Here is an 18076-nt window from a genome sequence, read left to right as displayed (position 1 = left end):
ATTGGGGTCATTCATGGAATTTGCAATGTTTTAAACTAGTCACGCGAAAATTTACCGAGCGCTGGTGGACATCAGTCAGATTTGTGTCAAAACTGTAAGTAAATTGAGAACTTATACATTTGGTTATCGACTAACCCTGTACCTTAGCTCATACGGAAAATAATGATGAAGAAAATGTCTTTGGCTTTGGCGCTCTCTGGTGCCTTATTGGCGACGCCGCTCGCTTGGTCGCAAACACTTTCCGCGACCACTCAAAATCCGATTTACCAACTTGATGATAAAGTCGTATTGGGGCGAGTAGAGAGTGTTTACTACAGCGAAATTCCTGAGCTAAGCGATGTGCCTTTTATCGGTAAGATTGATACCGGTGCAGATACCACCTCAATGCACGCAGAAAACATCCACGTTAGCAGTAGTAATCCTGAATACAAGAGCCTTAAAGATGACAAGCTGATGTGGGCCATCATTGATGATCTTGGCGGCACCAAAGCCAAATGGGATGCCGATAGCTTCGAGCCGTATCAAGTCACCGTGAGCTTCACTATTCATCATCCGTACACAGGTAAAGAAATTAAGATCACTGATGATCTTGAACGCATCAGTGCGATCCGTAGTCGTACCAGTGAAAAACCAATTTTACGTCCGACAGTGAAAATGCCGATGACCATTGCAGGGCACACTGTAGACACCGTGGTCAACCTGACCAAGCGCACTCAATTCTCAGCACCTATCTTGATTGGTAAGACTTACCTCGATAACAACGCGTGGGTGTTTGCTGGTTACGATTACCTACAAGAGCAACAAAAGGCGCAGATGATCGGCAAGAAAGAAACGGTGGAAGTGGAGGGGGTGCCATACAAGGTAAGCATTTCGACCACCAGTCGTTACACCAACGTACATGCGCTGAACATCAAAGTCGATAAGAAGAAAAAACAAGTTTCTTTCACCCTTGAAGGCGAAAACGGTAAGCGTCACCCAATGACATTGCCACTCGTGCGTATGTTGAAAACCAGCAAGAGTGAGCGCCCTTTGGTTTACCTTCCGGTGCAAGTGAGCGAAACCGAGACGCAACAATGGCTGGTATACCTGCGTGATCGCAGCGGCTTCAGCTCACAAATCCGTCTGGGCAAAGACGTGGCAAGCCAGCACTTCGTGATCGATACCGACAAAGAGAACTTGCTCGGTGGTGTTGAAAAGTCATTTAAGAATGCTCTGAAATCTAAGCCATTGGTTATCTCACCAGAAGAGTCAGTCAACATTGATGGTCATGTACTGCCTGCGTATCCAACTTTCGCGGTGAAAACGCCGCTGTTGCGTGTCGATGGCTTTGAATTGACGGAAAAAGACAAGAAAGAAGTGGTGACCTTCTACCTGCCAAGCGCGAACGGCAAGGAAGAGAAAATCACTAAACGCGTATTGAAGAAGCTCAAAGTGGGGGATTCGGTTCGCCCAGTCGTCGAAGGTGACTTCCTGTTTGGTGATGAAGAGAAGAGTATCGAATTTGCCATTGATGTACTGGAGAAAGACGATCAAGTACAGCCGTTCTTTGTCTTTGGGCATAACATGGCGAAAGGCGGCGTATTGCTAAATACACGTGCAGACCACTTACTAGATGCGCGCTCGTTGTTTAGAGCGGGTCACATTGAGGTGGCAGAAGTGGAAGGCATGTCTTTCCCTGTGAAATTGGATACGGGCGCGGATGTGAGCTCAATTAATGCTCATAACATCAAGCAGTTCGAGAAAGATGGTAAAGACATGGTGAGCTTCACCTACGAGAACGACAGCGGCATGAAGAAAGAATTTACCAAGCCCGTTGTCGACGTGATGCGCATCAAAGCCAAAAAAGGTGAGAAAGCCAACGTACGCCCTGTGGTGGAAATGCACGTTAAGTTGGGCGAACTAGAGAAGAAGATTCGCGTTAACTTGCAAGATCGTAGCCGCTTCCATTACAGCATGATTCTAGGTAAGAACTTCTTGAAGCACGGTGCGATCGTTGCCAGCGATACCAACTACATTGTGACCGAGAAGCCAGACTACGAAGAGTAATCCTCAAGATTGGTACCTTAAAACGCAAAAGCCGCACTAAAAAGTGCGGCTTTCTTTTATCCGGTTGCAGAATCAATGTTGTTCGGCTTGGTAGCGAATGCTGTTGATAAACCATTCTTTGTAGCCTTCCGGCGTTCTTACTGCGAATTCGTCATCGACTTCTTTTTTTAGTAGTGCACGAGCCATTGGGGAATCAATCGAGATATAGCCTTTTGCATCACCATAGATTTCATCGGGACCAACGATGCGGAAATTCTTCACATCGCCCGCTTCATTCTCAATTTCCACCCAAGCACCAAAGAACACTTTGCCTTCTTGCTGAGGTGAGTAATCCACCACTTTGACTTGCTCTAGGCGCTTACGTAAGTATCTGACACGACGGTCAATTTCACGCAGGCGTTTTTTGTTGTACTGATAATCTGCGTTTTCGCTTCGGTCGCCCAAACTTGCTGCCCAAGTAACTTTTTTGGTGACTTCTGGGCGTTCTTCTCGCCATAAAAAGTCGAGTTCGGTTTTTAGGCGATTGTAGCCTTCACGGGTAATTAAATTGGTTTTCATTAGAAGTAAATCAGCCGTTATTGGATTCTGTTGATCATATACCCAAGTAACCTCAAGATGCTAGGTTCAGCGAGAATGACTTGGTTTGTAGACGCGGCGGCGATTTAAAGGTCTAGTGGGCCTAAATCAAGAATCGGCAACAAAGTATACAAGCCAAGACAACTCGCCCTTCGGGAGCGTGTCATTGACCCGACTTCTGCGTCAAACAACTTGGGAAGAGCTGGCTATTACACTGCGTTGTTTTCCTTGACCTCGAATCAATGACAGCGCTCTGAATCCTGTAGCTTGAAGTCACTTGGGTATAGCAGCCTTGATTTTGTCTGACTGTAAATTGTTGTGGTGAGAAGAAAAATAATGCGAAACGTCGAAATAAATCATCAAAACCGTGGCTAAGATAAAAAGAGTAACAATTTGCACAAGCACGTTTGAAAAAACAGTGATACATTTTTGACTATAGATCCCTCTGAAAGGATGTTTCAATGCAGGAAAATCATAAAATATTAGTGGTTGATGACGATGCTCGTTTGCGTGCTCTTTTGGAGCGTTACCTTTCTGAGCAAGGTTTTCAGGTGAGAAGTGTCGCTAACGGCGAGCAGATGGATCGTCTTCTGACCCGTGAAAACTTCCACCTTATGGTGCTGGATTTAATGTTGCCGGGCGAAGATGGCTTATCGATTTGTCGTCGTCTACGTCACGCCAACAACATGCTGCCTATCCTTATGCTGACGGCGAAAGGCGATGAAGTTGATCGTATCGTTGGTCTTGAAGTAGGTGCAGACGATTACTTACCAAAGCCGTTCAACCCGCGTGAACTGCTAGCTCGTATTAAAGCAGTACTTCGCCGCCAAACGGTTGAACTGCCAGGTGCGCCAAGCACGGAAGAGAAAGTGGTTGAGTTCGGTGACTTCCGTCTGAACCTCGGTACGCGTGAAATGTTCCGTGGTGATGAAGCGATGCCACTGACGTCGGGTGAATTCGCAGTGCTGAAAGCGCTTGTGACCAACGCTCGTGAGCCGATGTCGCGCGATAAGCTGATGAATATGGCTCGTGGTCGTGAATACTCAGCGATGGAACGTTCTATCGACGTTCAAATCTCACGTCTACGCCGCATGCTAGAAGACGACCCAAGCAAGCCGCGCTACATCCAAACGGTATGGGGTTTAGGTTACGTGTTCGTCCCAGACGGCAAAGAAGCGTAATACCTTCTACTGCCTGCCGATAATACTCGGCTGCTCATATTCCACCCTCAAACCCCCTTCCTGTTTGAGGGCTGGAAACTCGCAATTAATGTTGTTCACTAGGAACAGTCCATTAGGAATTCTCCATGCGAATCCGAAGTTCATTTACACAATCCATTCTGCTGTTCATCTCTTTGCTTCTCGCTAGCCAAGTCTTTTCTTACTACGCCGTTTTTAACTACGCGTTGATGCCAAGTTTGCAGCAGTTCAACAAAATTCTCGCTCACGAATTGAATCTAGTGCTCGATGAAGATGGTTTACTCAAGTCCGATGCGCCACTCCGTCATCAACTGCTGGAAAACTTGGGCGTGACGGTACATAGCGTCGATAGCGAGATGATGAATGAGTTCAATCATGCGATGTCGATTGATTTGATGTCGGAAGAGATGACGCAAGAGCTCGGTTCTCCAACGGAAGTGCGTTTGCTGCTTGGCAGTGAAAGCTACATTCTGTGGATGCGTATCGATCAGTTGCCGAACTCCATCATCCGTATTCCGCTCTCTGAATTGCAAGAAGAAGATTTTGCTCCGCTGTTCCGTAACAGCTTGATCATGGCGCTTCTGATCATTGCTGGTGGCTGGTTGTTTATCCGCTTGCAAAACCGACCTTTGATTGCGCTAGAAAAAGCCGCGAAAGGAGTAGGTCGAGGTGAAATTCCGCCGCCATTGCCAGAGAAAGGTGCTTCAGAAATCCGCTCTGTAACTCGCGCATTCAACCAGATGTCGAAAGGCATTCAAGAACTGGAAGAAGATCGTGCGCTACTGATGGCTGGCATCAGCCACGACTTACGCACGCCACTGACGCGTATTCGCCTTGCGACAGAAATGATGTCACCTGAAGACAGTTACTTAGCCGAAGGCATCATCAGTGATACCGAAGAGTGTAACGAGATCATCAGTCAGTTTATGGACTACCTCAAGCCAGTAAATAAAGAGTCGTTTGAGCAGGTGGACATCAATACCATTACCAGCGATGTAGCAACGTCGGAAGGGGGTTATGAAGTCGAAATCGAAACTGACCTCAATCCTACGATGCCAACCGCGAAAGGCAGTCCAATCGCGATTAAACGCGCGGTGAGTAACCTTGTAGTCAACGCTCTACGATACGGTAATGGCTGGGTGAAAATCAGTACGGGCGTCACTGCCGACAAACAGTTGGTGTGGGTGTGTGTTGAAGATAATGGTCCGGGCATCGAGCAATCGCAAATTGCACGCTTGTTTGAACCTTTTACTCGTGGTGACACGGCGCGAGGCAGTGAAGGGACTGGATTGGGCTTAGCCATTGTGAAGCGTATCGTCAGCCAACATTCTGGTTCGGTTGTGGTACGTAACCGCAGTGAAGGCGGGTTAAGCGCGCAAATCAGCTTCCCAACCAAGTAAGCTTTCTTCGCTCAACTGATTCCAATAAAAAAGCCCAACCAAAGTCTGGTTGGGCTTTCCGATCATCCTAGTGCAAGATTATACCAATTCCATCAATTATCTGCTCATTCTTGCTGGTTAAAATCACTTATAACAGTGTTAAAGATTTTGTAGGTAGAGTAACTAGCTAGCTGCAATCTTTGCCTTGTTCTAAGTGATTTTACCGGCGCAATTTCTTGAACATCTAATTAACGTAATTGGTATTAGGATTCTTTTATCTCTTGAGCTACCCGTTTATCTTCCTCTTCCAATTTCTCTGGAAGCAGTAGGTTCAATACGATAGCGGTGATGCCGCCTGCTGCCACGCCCGTGGAGAAAATGCTCTTGATAAACTCAGGCATGAATTGCAGAATTTCAGGTTTTTGTGCAATGCCCAAACCCATCGAGAACGACAACGCCATAATTAGGATTGCGCGGCGATCGAGATCGACACGAGAGATGATGCGTACACCCGCTGCGGCAATGGTGCCGAACATCACGATAGTCGCGCCGCCCAGAACTGGCTCAGGAATCAACTGAACAAAGCTTGCCACACCTGGGAACAGCCCCAGAATTATCAACATGCCTGAGATGAAGTAACCCACGTAACGACTTGCTACACCTGTGAGCATAATGATGCCGTTGTTTTGGCTGAAGGTAGAGTTTGGGAAGCTGTTGAATACCGCCGCAATGGCTGAGTTTAGACCATCTGCCAATACGCCACCTTTGATGCGCTTCATGTAAACCGGACCTTTTACTGGCTCGCCGGAAACTTCAGACGTCGCGGTAATGTCACCAATTGCTTCTAGCGCTGTGATGAAGAAAATCAGAACCAGTGGAATAAACAACGACCAGTCGAAGCTTAAGCCGTATTGCATTGGGATCGGCAGTGCGATGAGGTCAGTTTCGCCCAGTGTTGAAGTGTCGACCATGCCCATGAAGTACGCCATGACGTAGCCAACCAGCATTGCAATTACAATTGATGCAACACGTAGGTATGGGTTCTTTGAGCGGTTAAGGATTACGATCAAGCCAAGTACTGTGCCAGCGAGAGCTAACTTGTCTAGGCTACCGAAAGAGCCATCGCCCATTGCAGCATAGCCTCCGCCCATTGATACCAAACCCACTTGGATAAGCGTCAGGCCGATAAGCGTCACGACGATGCCAGATACCAATGGCGTGATGATGCGGCGTGCGTGTTCTAAAACGCGAGATAGCAGGATTTCTGCAAAAGACGCGACCAAGATAGTACCGAAAATTGCTGCCATCATGGTGCTGATGTCCGCGCCGCCAGCTTTAAGAGAAAGACCCGCACCAATGATTGGACCAAGGAAATTAAAGCTGGTGCCCTGCACTGAAAGCAAACCAGAGCCGATAGGACCAAAGGTACGAATTTGAATAAAGGAAGACACGCCAGATGCAAACAGCGACATGCTGATGATGGTGTTGGTTTGGTCAGCAGGCACACCCAAAGACTGACAAATGATCAGAGAAGGGGTGATAACGGCTACGAACATCGCCAATAAGTGCTGAAGTGCAGCAAAAATGGTCTGAGGTAGTGGTGGGCGATCGTTTAACTGATAGACCAGTTCCGAAGTTCGGTTTGAAGTTGTCATGTTTGTCTCGCTAGTCGCAATAATTCTTGCCCCAGAGCTCGCTGAATGGGAGTGCTGGGTGGAGTTGACGTTATGACCTGTGATTGCTGTTAATCAGTGTCAACTCAGGTTGGTTTGATGTGACAAGGTGCACACCATAAATTTTGAGCGCGATTATAGAGGGATTTATTCAAAAAGCAAACGTTTGCTTTGGGCTGAAAAGAAAAGGCGATAACGGAATGGTTATCGCCTTTAAGGTTTTACATTGGGAGTTTAGTTTTTTAAGTGCTTATCGAAGAACTCACCAATTTGAGTAAGGTACTTGGCTTGGTGCTTATCATTATAAAATCCGTGCCCTTCATCGCCGATCACCATTGTTTTGTGTGGATAATTGATCGCTTTGAGCGCTTCCACTAAGGCGTCAAATTGTTCAATTGGTGCTCGTTCATCTTTGGCTCCGTGGACCAACATAATGTCTGCTTTTAGCTTGTCGACATGATGAACGGGTGACATGGATTGAAGCTCTTTCTTATCACGACCGATCACTTCTTCTAGATAGTTAACGCCTGACTTGCGGTCTTTTACGTCGCCTTCAGTGTAAAGCATTTCAAGGTCATAGACGCCAAAGCTGCCTACTGCACACTGGAACAGATCCGGTTCGACGATGGCACTTTGAAGCGCGCTGTAGCCGCCAAAACTACCGCCAGAAATACAGATACGATCGGCATCGGCAATACCTTGCTTGATGATATGGCGAGTGGCATCAATGATGTCGTATTGAATATTGGTACCCCATTTACGGTATCCAAGTTCTTCAAAATTATCTCCAAAGCCACCACTACCACGGAAGTTGATTTGCAGAACAGCATAGCCCTTTTGAGCTAAGAACTGGTTCTCTGGATTGAATTCCCACCAGTCACGCGGTCCGTGAGGTCCACCGTGCGGGTTCACAATCAAAGGTAGGTCCTTTTCCGCTTTACCCGGTGGAAGTGTTAGCAAAGCATTGATTTCCTGCCCGTCTCTTGCCGTGAAAGCAAATGGACGAACTTCTGCCATTTTTTTCGGGTCATGCCATTTCTGTGCAGAGAAGAGGTATCGACCTTCGACAGGATCGGTGTTGAATAGGTAATAATCGCCGGGATTACGGTCATTAAATGCCAGAGCAATGAATTTATCGCCATTTTCTGTTTGGCTAAGAATACGGACTTGATGACCTTCAAATGTCGCCAGTAGTTGCTTCAACTGCTTGCTCAGCGGGTGCTTGTCGTCCACGAAGGCATAGGTTGGATAGTCTTTTTCATATTCAATGGCGTACAGTTGCTTGGATTGCTGATCAAGCCAAAAGTTATGTGGTGAAACCTTTTCGCCGGCAACCACCTCTTTGTATTTTCCTGTTTTTAAATCAACATGGTAAATCGCTTGGGGTGAGCCGTCTTTACTTGCTGCGGCATAAATCGAATGGTTGTTTTCGGCGAAGGAAATGGGGGTAAGTTCTTCTAAATTGAGTTTGTCTAATGTCGCGATGGATTGCCACTTGTTGCCATTGCGATAGAAAGACTTGAGTTTGAGATCATCACCAGAGCCCGTTACAAAGCCGACTTGGTTATCATGGTTAACTAGGAAATAGCTATTTCTGATAGGGGCGGACATCTGCTTGGTCGCGCGACCGTTGTAGACATTGACTTTGTAGACGTCTTTTTCCTCTTCCATGTCAAATGAGCGGTTGTATGGAATCGCAGCAATCAGCATGTGCTTTTCGTCATTTGGCATTGGGTCTAACATGATGCCGAAGGCGCGAGTGGCTTTGCCTCGTTTAGAAACGCTGCTGCCGCTTTGTGGTGGTTGAGGACCGAACAGGTAGGCGGTTTTAGAACCGTCGACATTCGCGGCAACAAATTCACCTGTGGGTGAGGGTTGAGTAAACCAGCCCGTGAAGGTTTCTTTTGAAGCGACAACGCGCTCATTGTTGACCCAGTAATAATCGGCTACTTGCTCGTTGTCTGGGAATCGAAGCATGTTGGTTGGCTTCATTGTTTGTGCGTCGAGAATGACCAGCGCATCTTTACCATCCACTTTGGATTCGACCCCAAGGTACTTACCATCAGGGGAGAGTTTTGGGTTAAAAAAGCTCGATCCTTTAGCGAACAATTTCGCCATATCTGAGGTGTCAGCAAATGCTGAACCACTACTTAGAATACAGGCTGAAGCCAACAGCCTAAGGCAGGTACTCTTCATTTCTACTCCTTGAAACGTATTTATTATCAGAGTGGAGGTTAGCAGTAGTGCTTAACTAACCTAGCCGATAGCACAACGCATCTGTGTGTTGTGTTAATAAAACGTTATTGATTTTACATATTTAAAATCAATAGAATAGAAATTTAGATGTGATTTAGTTATCGAATTGGTGAAAGAAACGTCTTACTACTAAGGCGCAGCCCGTTTACGCCTTAGAATAAATGTCACGCTCGCCTAACCAACGATCAATAATTGCGGTCGCATTCGTCGGGTAGTTGTCATGAATGTAACGTGCAATGCGTTGAACTTCCGGAATTAAGCGCTGATCTCGCACTAAGTCGGCAATTTTAAAATCTGCCAAGCCAGTTTGCTTGGTACCAAGAAGCTCACCCGGTCCACGAATCTCTAAGTCTTTCTGTGCAATCACGAAGCCGTCGTTGCTTTCTCGTAATACGCCTAAACGTTTTTGGGCGGTTTTTGATAATGGCGAGTGATACAGCAACACACAATGGCTCGCCACTGAACCTCGACCAACACGACCTCTAAGCTGGTGCAACTGAGCTAAACCTAAACGCTCTGGGTTCTCGATGATCATCAGGCTGGAATTGGGTACGTCTACGCCTACTTCAATCACTGTCGTTGCGACCAGCAAATGCAGCTTGTTGTCTTTGAAATCCTGCATCACCGCTTGCTTCTCAGCGGGCTTCATTCGTCCGTGCACTAGACCAATTTTTACGTCAGGCAGTTTACGTTGCAGCTCTTCTGCAGTGTCGGCAGCAGCTTGAGCCTCCAAGACTTCGGACTCATCAATCAAAGTACATACCCAATACGCTTGTTTGCCTTCGTTTAGGCAGGCATTGCGCACTCGTTCGACGATATCATCGCGTTTGGTGTCTGGAATTGCGACCGTCTGGATTGGTGTTCGACCCGGTGGTAACTCATCAATCACCGACGTTTCTAAGTCGGCATAAGCAGTCATGGCTAATGTTCGCGGAATTGGCGTTGCTGTCATGATGAGCTGATGTGGATAAGCGCCTTGTTTTGCGCCTTTCTCGCGTAGCTCTAAGCGCTGGTGGACACCAAAGCGGTGCTGTTCATCAATAATGACCAAAGCAAGATGATGAAACTCAACATGCTCTTGGAAAAGGGCGTGAGTGCCCACGACCATTTGCGCTTCACCACTGGCAATACGCGCCAATTCGGCTTCTTTGGCTTTACCTTTTAATTTTCCAGCCAGCCAACCGACCTGAATGCCCATTTTCTCAAACCAATTAGCGAAGTTAATTGCGTGCTGTTCGGCGAGCAGCTCGGTCGGTGCCATTAAAGCGACTTGATAGCCGTGTTCAATGGCTCTGACGGCAGCAAGCGCAGCAACTAGAGTTTTCCCCGAGCCTACGTCACCTTGAACAAGGCGCATCATTGGGTGCGTTTTTTCTAAGTCAGCTTCAATTTCTTTAACGACTCGTGCTTGAGCATTGGTCGGCGAGAAGGGCAATTGAGCCAGTAGTTGCTTTTTCAGCGAGTCACACGACGCCAAAGGCAATGTAACGTCCTGTTGTCCTTTGCTGCGCACTGCCAACATAGAGAGGTTCTGCGCCAGTAATTCTTCCATGATCAAACGAATTTGAGCTGGGTGTTTACCTTCATCAAACTCATCCAAATTAATGGTTGGAGGCGGTCGATGAATCGTATGCAGCGCTTGCGACATAGTGATCTGGTGATTGTACAAACCAGAAGGCAGCAACTCTTGCACTGCGGCTTTATCGAGGAGTGATAAGGCTTGTTCCGTCAGGTTACGCAAAGTGATTTGACGTAACCCATCGGTGGTTGGATAAACGGGGGTTAAGCTTTGTTCCACATCCGGCTTTTGTTCACTTACATAAAACTTGTAGTCAGGGTGAACAATCTCTAAGCCCATACCACCACGCTTTATTTCACCGTAAGCGTGTACTAACTTACCATTCGAGAAATTGTTCTTCATCGCGGCAGTAAAGTTAAAAAAGCGTAGAGTAATGGTGCCATTGCCGTCGCTGATTTTTACTGTCAGCATTTTGCGTTTGCCGAAAGTAGTATCGACAGCCATGACTTTGCCCTGTACTGCCGCCCAGAGCCCGGCATGCAGCTTGGCTATTGGGTAAATGCGAGTGCGATCTTCGTAACGAAGAGGAAGGTGGAACAGTAGATCTTGAACGCTATGCAAGCCAACTTTGGCGAGTTTTTCTGCGACTTTGGCGCCAACTCCAGATAGAGAGGTTAAAGGAATAGCAGATAACATTTGGGCAGACATAGTGGGCTCAAGAAAATAGTTAACATAGCAGTATGTTAACCACGAAGCTGTGTTTTTGTACAGGGAAAAATACAGCTTCGTGAGGAGTTGAATTTCGCTCCTTCGTCGCTATTCAGGATAACAAAAGTTGATTATTTACTTTGCATCTCTTTCCACCACGATTCGTCAGCCACAATTTGGCCTTCGTCATCAAGTTGTGGATATTCTAGCCCTTTGCGTTTCGCTACTTTTGCTAAGACCGGATGTCCTCGCTCAAACAGAATGCGGTTGATGGTCTCTTTTGGCAGTGCGCTTTCATCACGTTCGTACATACCAGCGGCTTCACGCTGACGCTGCGCTTCATAAAGAATCACAGCACTGGCGACTGAGACATTTAAAGACTGCACCATACCGATCATTGGAATAATGATGTCTTGGTCTGCGAGTTTCTTCGCTTGCTCTGAAGCGCCAATTTTTTCGCTACCCAGAATGATTGCCGTTGGCTTGGTGTAGTCGATCTCACGAAAATCGACCGCGGTGTCCGAAAGGTTGGTGACCAGAACTTGCATGCCTTGTGCTTTGAGTTCGGTAATCGCAGTTTCAATCGAATCGTGAGTATCCACTTCAACCCAGTTGCGTGCCCCTGCTGAGGTGTGGGTCAGTGTGCGCATTTTGTCGGGCCAAATCGCATGAACTTTGTGTAAGCCTGTTGCGTCAGCGGTACGGATCACTGCAGAAACGTTGTTCGGCTTATGAACTTCTTCAAGGCACAGGGTGAGGTCGGTTTGGCGTGCTTTTAACACCTGATGGATGCGGTTGTAACGTTCTAAATTCATAATAAATAGAGATATAAAAAAATCGCCACCCAGTGTGTGGGTGGCGATAGAGTTTAGTTCTTTCTTCGTCTGACTCGAGTCGCCTGTGGCATGGTCTTAATCTTACGCATGATGCCAGCAAGGTGAACACGATCTTTGGTGGTTAGCAGAACGGTAACGGTGTACAAGCGACCGTCGCGTTCTTCGGTTGAAAGACCGTGAATGTTCGAACCGGTTTTCGAAATCACATTGGTCAATTCCGCTAACGCACCTTGGTTATTGAGCATGTCGACTTTCAGTTCCGCGATGAACTCTTTGTCGTACTCTTCAGACCAAGCGACTGCCATGTATTTGTCCGGCTCTTTCTGGTATCCGCGTACGTTTGGACACGTTTCACGGTGAACCACAAGACCACGACCTGGCGATACGTGAGCGATAATGTGGTCATCCGGGATAGGGTGACAACAATTTGCGAAAGTCAGTAGCAGACCTTCTGCACCACGGATTGGCAGTTTCTTGTTAGACTCGTTTGGAATTGAGCTTGTGGTGGTCAATTCATCAGTGTCACCCAATAAGCGACGTGCGATGACGATACTCATCAATTCACCCAATCCAATTGCTGCTAGCAGATCATCGACGCTTTCTAGGCGCAGATCAGTCAGCACTTCTTGGATGTTTTCTGGGTAGATTGAATCAATCGAATGACGACCTAAAGCGTGATTCAGTAGACGGCGACCTAAGGTAATCGATTCTTCACGACGCATGGTCTTCAATACTTGACGAATCTTAGTGCGAGCGCGAGAAGTCACGACATAGTTTAACCAAGCCGCGTTTGGACGCGCACCTGGTGCACTGATGATTTCTACTGTCTGACCGTTCTTCAGTGCCTTACTTAGTGGGTAAGGGTTACGGTCAACACGAGCACCAACACAAGAGTTACCGACATCAGTATGTACGGCATAGGCAAAGTCGACAGCCGTTGCGCCTAATGGCAATTCAACGATACGACCTTTTGGTGTGAAGACGTAAATCTCATCTGGGAAAAGATCCGATTTTACGTTTTCAATGAATTCGAATGAGTTACCAGCGCTTTGTTGTAGCTCAAGCAGGCTTTGCATCCAACGCTGAGCTTTCACTTGCGCTGTTGTGCCAGACTTGTCGCCCTTGTCTTTGTATGACCAGTGCGCAGCGACACCTTTGTCCGCCATTTGATCCATATCTTCGGTACGGATCTGAACTTCAACTGGCACGCCATGTGGACCAACCATAGAAGTATGTAGCGATTGGTAGCCGTTCGCTTTTGGTACCGCAATGTAATCTTTCATACGACCAGGACGTGGCTTATACAAGCTGTGTACTTGGCCTAGAACGCGATAACAAGTATCGGCAGTATCAACAACCACTCGGAAAGCGTAGATATCCATGATGGTGTGGAAACGCTGTTCTTTGGTTTTCATCTTGTTATAGATGGAGAACAGGTTCTTTTCACGACCTAACACGCGCGCATTCAAGCCAACATCTTCGAGTCGACCTTCAATTTCGCTGTGAATACGTTGGATCATCTCTTTACGATTACCACGTGCCGCTCTTACCACTTCTTTTAGAACGCGGTAGCGGTTCGGGTAAAGCGCTTCGAAGCCAAGCTCCTCAAGTTCCGTTTTGATATTGTGAATACCAAGACGGTGAGCCAGCGGCGCGTAGATTTCCAGTGTTTCGCGAGCAATACGGCGTTTTTTGTCGGGGCGCAGGGCACCTAACGTGCGCATGTTGTGCGTACGGTCAGCCAGTTTGATCAGGATAACGCGGATGTCTTGCACCATCGCCAGAACCATCTTACGGAAGTTCTCGGCTTGAGCCTCTTTCCTATCGCGGAATTTGAGTTTGTCCAGTTTAGATACACCATCAACCAGCTCAGCGACGGTATTGCCGAATTTCTCTTCGAGATCTTCTTTTGTAACGTCACAGTCTTCGATGACGTCATGCAGCAAAGCAGCTTGGAGGGTTTCGATATCGAGGCGCATTTCGGCCAAGATTCGAGCCACAGCGACTGGATGGATGATGTATGGTTCACCGCTTGAGCGGGTTTGCCCTTCATGGGCATCTCTTGCTACCACATAAGATTGACGCAGAGCCTCAATTTGAGGCTCTGTTAGGTATTCTTGGGCAACGTCTTTGAGGCTATCGAATAGATACAAATTATAGGCCCGGGAGGTTGTTGAATTCTAAAGTCAGAATTAACGGTTGTGAGCGATGCTGCTTACTGCCGCTAGCTCTGCCGCTTCTTGCTCTTGCTGTTCTTGACGTTCACGAGCGTCTAGAACTTCTTTAGTAATTAAACCTTCTTCGATTTCGCGTAGAGCGATAACCGTTGGCTTATCGTTCTCTTCTGGCACTAGTGCATCTTTACCACCAGTTTGCATTTGACGAGCGCGGCGAGCCGCAATCAGTACTAGGTCGAAACGGTTGCCAACTTTTTCAACAGCGTCTTGAACAGTTACGCGTGCCATGAGGACTCCAAATAGTTAACTAAATTTTGAATGACGAGAAAGTATACAGTCTCAGCGTAATATTTACTAGCGATAAGACGTGCAACAACAATGACTTTCTATATAAGCAATATAAGCTTCCTTACCGTAATAAAGAAGCGAAAATTTGTGTTTCAGTGCAGAATTACTCTGCTAGAAGCGCATCAAGCATACCTTTATATTTAGCAGCTTGCTTTTCTTCCTTCAATCTTTCCGCACGTAGGATGGCTTTAAAGTCCATTAATGCAGTATCGAAATCATCGTTTACGATTACGTAATCGTACTCGTTGTAGTGTGAGATTTCAGATTTTGCTTCTGCCATGCGTTTTGCGATCACTTCTTCGCTGTCTTGACCACGAGTGTTTAGACGGCGTTCTAGCTCACCATTTGATGGTGGCAGGATAAAGATGCTTTTCGCTTCTGACATTTGCTCACGGATTTGACGTGCACCTTGCCAGTCGATGTCTAGGAAAACGTCGATGCCTTTGTTTAGCGTTTCTTCAATCCATACGCGTGATGTGCCGTAATAGTTACCAAACACTTCTGCGTATTCTAGGAAGTCGCCTTGTGCAATCAGAGCTTCAAACTCTTCTTTTGCAACGAAATGGTAGTGGATACCGTTTTCTTCGCCAGGGCGCATGCCACGAGTAGTATGAGACACAGACACTTTCATTGCATATGTTGGGTTACGTTCCAACATTGCTGAGATCAAGCTAGATTTACCTGCGCCGCTAGGTGCAGATACGATATAGAGAGTACCTTTGCCCATTGTACTGTTCCACTTTTGGTTGGATTGAGTGAATGCCGAAAGAAGTCTCGACCTTGTTGTCATGCCAACGACGTTTATTCACGAGATTGGTATAACGATAGCACTGGCGTTGATGATTTCTTCATCAAACTGCTTGAGATTGGTGATAAACCCGCCAGAAAAATGGAGGCGAAGAGTATCATGATCTCCCAGATGTTGCTAGCCGATCTTTTGGATCTTTGAGGTGTGGTATGAATTCCCCCTCTATATATAGAAGCGAAAAAAGGGGAAGCTTTCACTTCCCCAGGCGTGCGACTGACTCACACTTAATTTTCGGAGCAACCACAACCACTTTGGTTACTACTTTGCAGATGATGAGCGCCTATTAGCCTTGCGACTCTAGGTAGTTGATCCATGGACTCACTACTTGTCTCATCGAATCCGATTGTGCTGCTTTCTTCATTGATTTAAGCGCCTGAGTTGGCTGATTCAATTCAAAGAAAGCCATGCCGCGGATGTATTGCAATTCTGCGGCTTGCGAGCGCGATGCGTCTGAGGCAGGCGTCGCAGCAAACTTAGAAGCAGCTTGGTATTGCTTCGCTTGAATCATCAAACGGGCAATTTTTAGCTGGCTTTTTGTCTTAGGAGCCAATTGATAAGCGGTTTGATAGGTATCAATCGCATTATCAAGCTCTTTCGACTGCTGCCAAAATGACGCTAAACGCTCTAAGTTTTCTTGGTTTGTTTCGATATTACCGTTTGCCATTTCATCTTTTAGAATCTTCGCCGCGCGGTAAGGTATCTCTTGATAAGCAAGGAAGTTGACTAGACGTAAGTACTCTTTCTCTTCTTCAAACAAGCCCAGTTTGTACGCCATTTCTAAAGCAGAAAGTGCATTCTTGTCTTGGTTTAGCTCCATGTAAGTACCAGAAAGTTGCATCCAGTAGCGCTTTTTCTGTGGGTACTTAGTGGTTAGGATCTTAAGAACACTAGCAACGCTCTTCATTTGACCTAGCTCGTAATGAGAAGCCATCAGAAGCATGTACCACGATTCACTTGGATTCTTCGTCATTGCAATCGCTTTTTTAGTTGGTGCGATTGCTTTACGGTAGTCTTCCATTTGAACGTAAGCACTTGCTAGCGTGATGTAAGCGTGTGCTTGTGGTTTTTCTTTCGTTGTTTCAGCTACGGCAAACCACTTTTCCATGGTTTTAACCGATTTCTTAAACTGTTCTTCAGCAAGATATAACTGAGCAAGGCTGTAACGAACTTGCTGTGCAACGGGTACTGGAAGAGCATCCAGAGAAAGCGCTTCTGCAAAGTACTTAGATGCCTTTACATAGTCGTCTCTCATTGAGTACAAGAAGCCCATCTGTTGCAGCAGCACTGCACGGTCATACTTCTTTGAAGTTTTACCGAGTGCCTTGTTCAACCTTTCGATTGCATCAGAGTATTTCTCAGTCGCAATCAGTTCTTGAACTTTGTTAACGACTTTAAATGTTTTATCAGAAAGCTGTGGCGCATCTTTGGCAACAACAGGTGTGCTAAGCACACCCATTGTTAACGCAACAGAAGCCAGCAATGTCTTGAGTAATTTCATATTGTGACTCCCTAGTTGGTGGTGAACTCAATTTCTTGAGCCATGCGCGAGGCCACCGGTTGTCCATCAACCATCTTAGGTTTGAAAGTCCATTTCGATACGGTCTTTCTTGCTGCTTTACCTAAACCAAGTCGACGAGGTGTCTCTTTTACTACTTTGATGTCTTCAACCGCGCCGCGAGCGTTAACGGTGAATTCAATCAATACCACGCCTTTCTCTAGACCTGACTTCGCCGCTTTACGAGGCATTTGAGGTTGGAAAGTCGCCAATGGTACTGGACCACCCGATCCCGCAACTGAACCACCGCCCTGAGAGTAGTGACCAAGTACTGAGCCACCCGTAACATTAACTGGTAGATCAAGTTTCGGCATGTCCATCGGGATTTGATCCATCACCGGTTTGACCGTTGACGTCACCTTCATTTCAGGTGGCGGTGGCGGACGCTTCGGCGGTGGTGGTTTTGGTAGTTCGCGCTTTTTCTCCTGTATTTTTTCGTCCGGTTTAATGCGAATGAATTCAACCATACGTAGATCATCATTCGACACTAGCTCGTGGCGCTCTTTGTTTACTAGCTTGTCCATCCCCCAGAACAACCCGAGGGAGACAATGAGCGCCAGTGCAATTGAGACCAGATACCGCATAGGCTTAATCCTTATTGGTTGCGGCAATGGAGATGCTTTCTACACCTGCCATCTTAATCTGGTCCATAACCTTCACGACTACACCAGCGTTAGCTTCAGTATCCGCTTGGATAACAACTGCACCATCTGGGCTTTCTGCACGTAGACGTTCGATGTTTGCACGTACGGCGTCTACTTCGATGCGACGTTTATCAACCCAAACGTCACCAGCGGCACCAATGGCAACCATGATGTTACCTTTCTTCACGGTTTGCGCTGAGCTAGCCGTTGGGCGATTTACTTCTAGACCGGCTTCTTTAACGAACGATGTTGTTACGATAAAGAAGATCAACATGATGAAGACGATGTCGAGCATCGGTGTCATATCGATAGCAGCTTCATCACTGCTGTCATTGCTATAGCGTCTCTTCAT

14 protein-coding genes are annotated in these 18076 nt (G+C 46.8%); 3 read left to right on the top strand and 11 right to left on the bottom strand.

The window, feature by feature from the left end:
* Positions 1-162 precede the first annotated feature (162 nt).
* Complete coding sequence (locus AACR11_RS20300) at positions 163-2046, top strand: putative ATP-dependent zinc protease (protein WP_029788951.1); 1884 nt, start codon at positions 163-165, stop codon at positions 2044-2046.
* A gap of 72 nt (positions 2047-2118) precedes the next feature.
* Here the strand turns inward: AACR11_RS20300 and greB are convergent, their stop codons facing one another.
* Positions 2119-2604, bottom strand: coding sequence for a transcription elongation factor GreB (gene greB / locus AACR11_RS20295; protein WP_009698970.1), 486 nt, complete (start codon positions 2602-2604; stop codon positions 2119-2121).
* Between the two features lie 479 nt (positions 2605-3083).
* Here greB and ompR point away from each other — a divergent pair, with 479 nt between their 5' ends.
* Together ompR and envZ are read left to right on the top strand one after the other, a co-directional pair.
* Positions 3084-3803 carry an osmolarity response regulator transcription factor OmpR gene (gene ompR, locus AACR11_RS20290; protein ID WP_005430151.1) on the top strand — a complete coding sequence of 240 codons (720 nt, stop codon included), beginning with the start codon at positions 3084-3086 and terminating at the stop codon, positions 3801-3803.
* A gap of 125 nt (positions 3804-3928) precedes the next feature.
* The gene (envZ, locus tag AACR11_RS20285; RefSeq protein WP_005448471.1) at positions 3929-5221 is read left to right on the top strand and encodes a two-component system sensor histidine kinase EnvZ; all 1293 of its coding nucleotides are present in this window, start codon (positions 3929-3931) and stop codon (positions 5219-5221) included.
* Positions 5222-5463: 242 nt separating this feature from the next.
* Here the strand turns inward: envZ and AACR11_RS20280 are convergent, their stop codons facing one another.
* The 10 genes from AACR11_RS20280 to AACR11_RS20235 form a co-directional block, all read right to left on the bottom strand.
* Positions 5464-6855: a uracil-xanthine permease family protein gene (locus AACR11_RS20280; protein ID WP_029788937.1), complete on the bottom strand. Its 1392-nt coding sequence runs from the start codon at positions 6853-6855 to the stop codon at positions 5464-5466.
* A gap of 252 nt (positions 6856-7107) precedes the next feature.
* Entirely contained in the window at positions 7108-9069 is a 1962-nt protein-coding gene (locus tag AACR11_RS20275) for a S9 family peptidase (protein WP_005448468.1), read from the bottom strand.
* 205 nt (positions 9070-9274) lie between these two features.
* Positions 9275-11356 (bottom strand): ATP-dependent DNA helicase RecG, encoded by a 2082-nt coding sequence (recG, locus tag AACR11_RS20270; protein ID WP_029788936.1) that lies wholly within the window; start codon positions 11354-11356, stop codon positions 9275-9277.
* A gap of 131 nt (positions 11357-11487) precedes the next feature.
* Positions 11488-12171, bottom strand: a complete 684-nt coding sequence (gene trmH, locus AACR11_RS20265) for a tRNA (guanosine(18)-2'-O)-methyltransferase TrmH (RefSeq protein WP_005448464.1) — start codon at positions 12169-12171, stop codon at positions 11488-11490.
* 53 nt (positions 12172-12224) lie between these two features.
* Complete coding sequence (gene spoT / locus AACR11_RS20260; protein WP_005434453.1) at positions 12225-14345, bottom strand: bifunctional GTP diphosphokinase/guanosine-3',5'-bis pyrophosphate 3'-pyrophosphohydrolase; 2121 nt, start codon at positions 14343-14345, stop codon at positions 12225-12227.
* A 39-nt stretch (positions 14346-14384) separates the two neighbouring features.
* A complete protein-coding gene (rpoZ, locus tag AACR11_RS20255; protein ID WP_005379346.1) occupies positions 14385-14657 on the bottom strand; it encodes a DNA-directed RNA polymerase subunit omega in 273 nt (90 codons plus the stop codon).
* Between the two features lie 163 nt (positions 14658-14820).
* Positions 14821-15444 (bottom strand): guanylate kinase, encoded by a 624-nt coding sequence (gene gmk, locus AACR11_RS20250; RefSeq protein ID WP_005430186.1) that lies wholly within the window; start codon positions 15442-15444, stop codon positions 14821-14823.
* Between the two features lie 364 nt (positions 15445-15808).
* Positions 15809-17023, bottom strand: coding sequence for a hypothetical protein (locus AACR11_RS20245; protein WP_029788935.1), 1215 nt, complete (start codon positions 17021-17023; stop codon positions 15809-15811).
* Positions 17024-17034: 11 nt separating this feature from the next.
* On the bottom strand, positions 17035-17664 hold the full coding sequence (locus AACR11_RS20240) for an energy transducer TonB (protein WP_029788934.1): 630 nt from the start codon (positions 17662-17664) through the stop codon (positions 17035-17037).
* Between the two features lie 4 nt (positions 17665-17668).
* A complete protein-coding gene (locus AACR11_RS20235) occupies positions 17669-18076 on the bottom strand; it encodes an ExbD/TolR family protein (RefSeq protein ID WP_005430119.1) in 408 nt (135 codons plus the stop codon).

It is taken from the genome of Vibrio sp. L85 (assembly GCF_963871815.1).
GTDB lineage: Bacteria > Pseudomonadota > Gammaproteobacteria > Enterobacterales > Vibrionaceae > Vibrio > Vibrio harveyi.
Note: the sequence above shows the minus strand (reverse complement) of the source record. Positions and strands in the feature narration are given on the sequence as shown.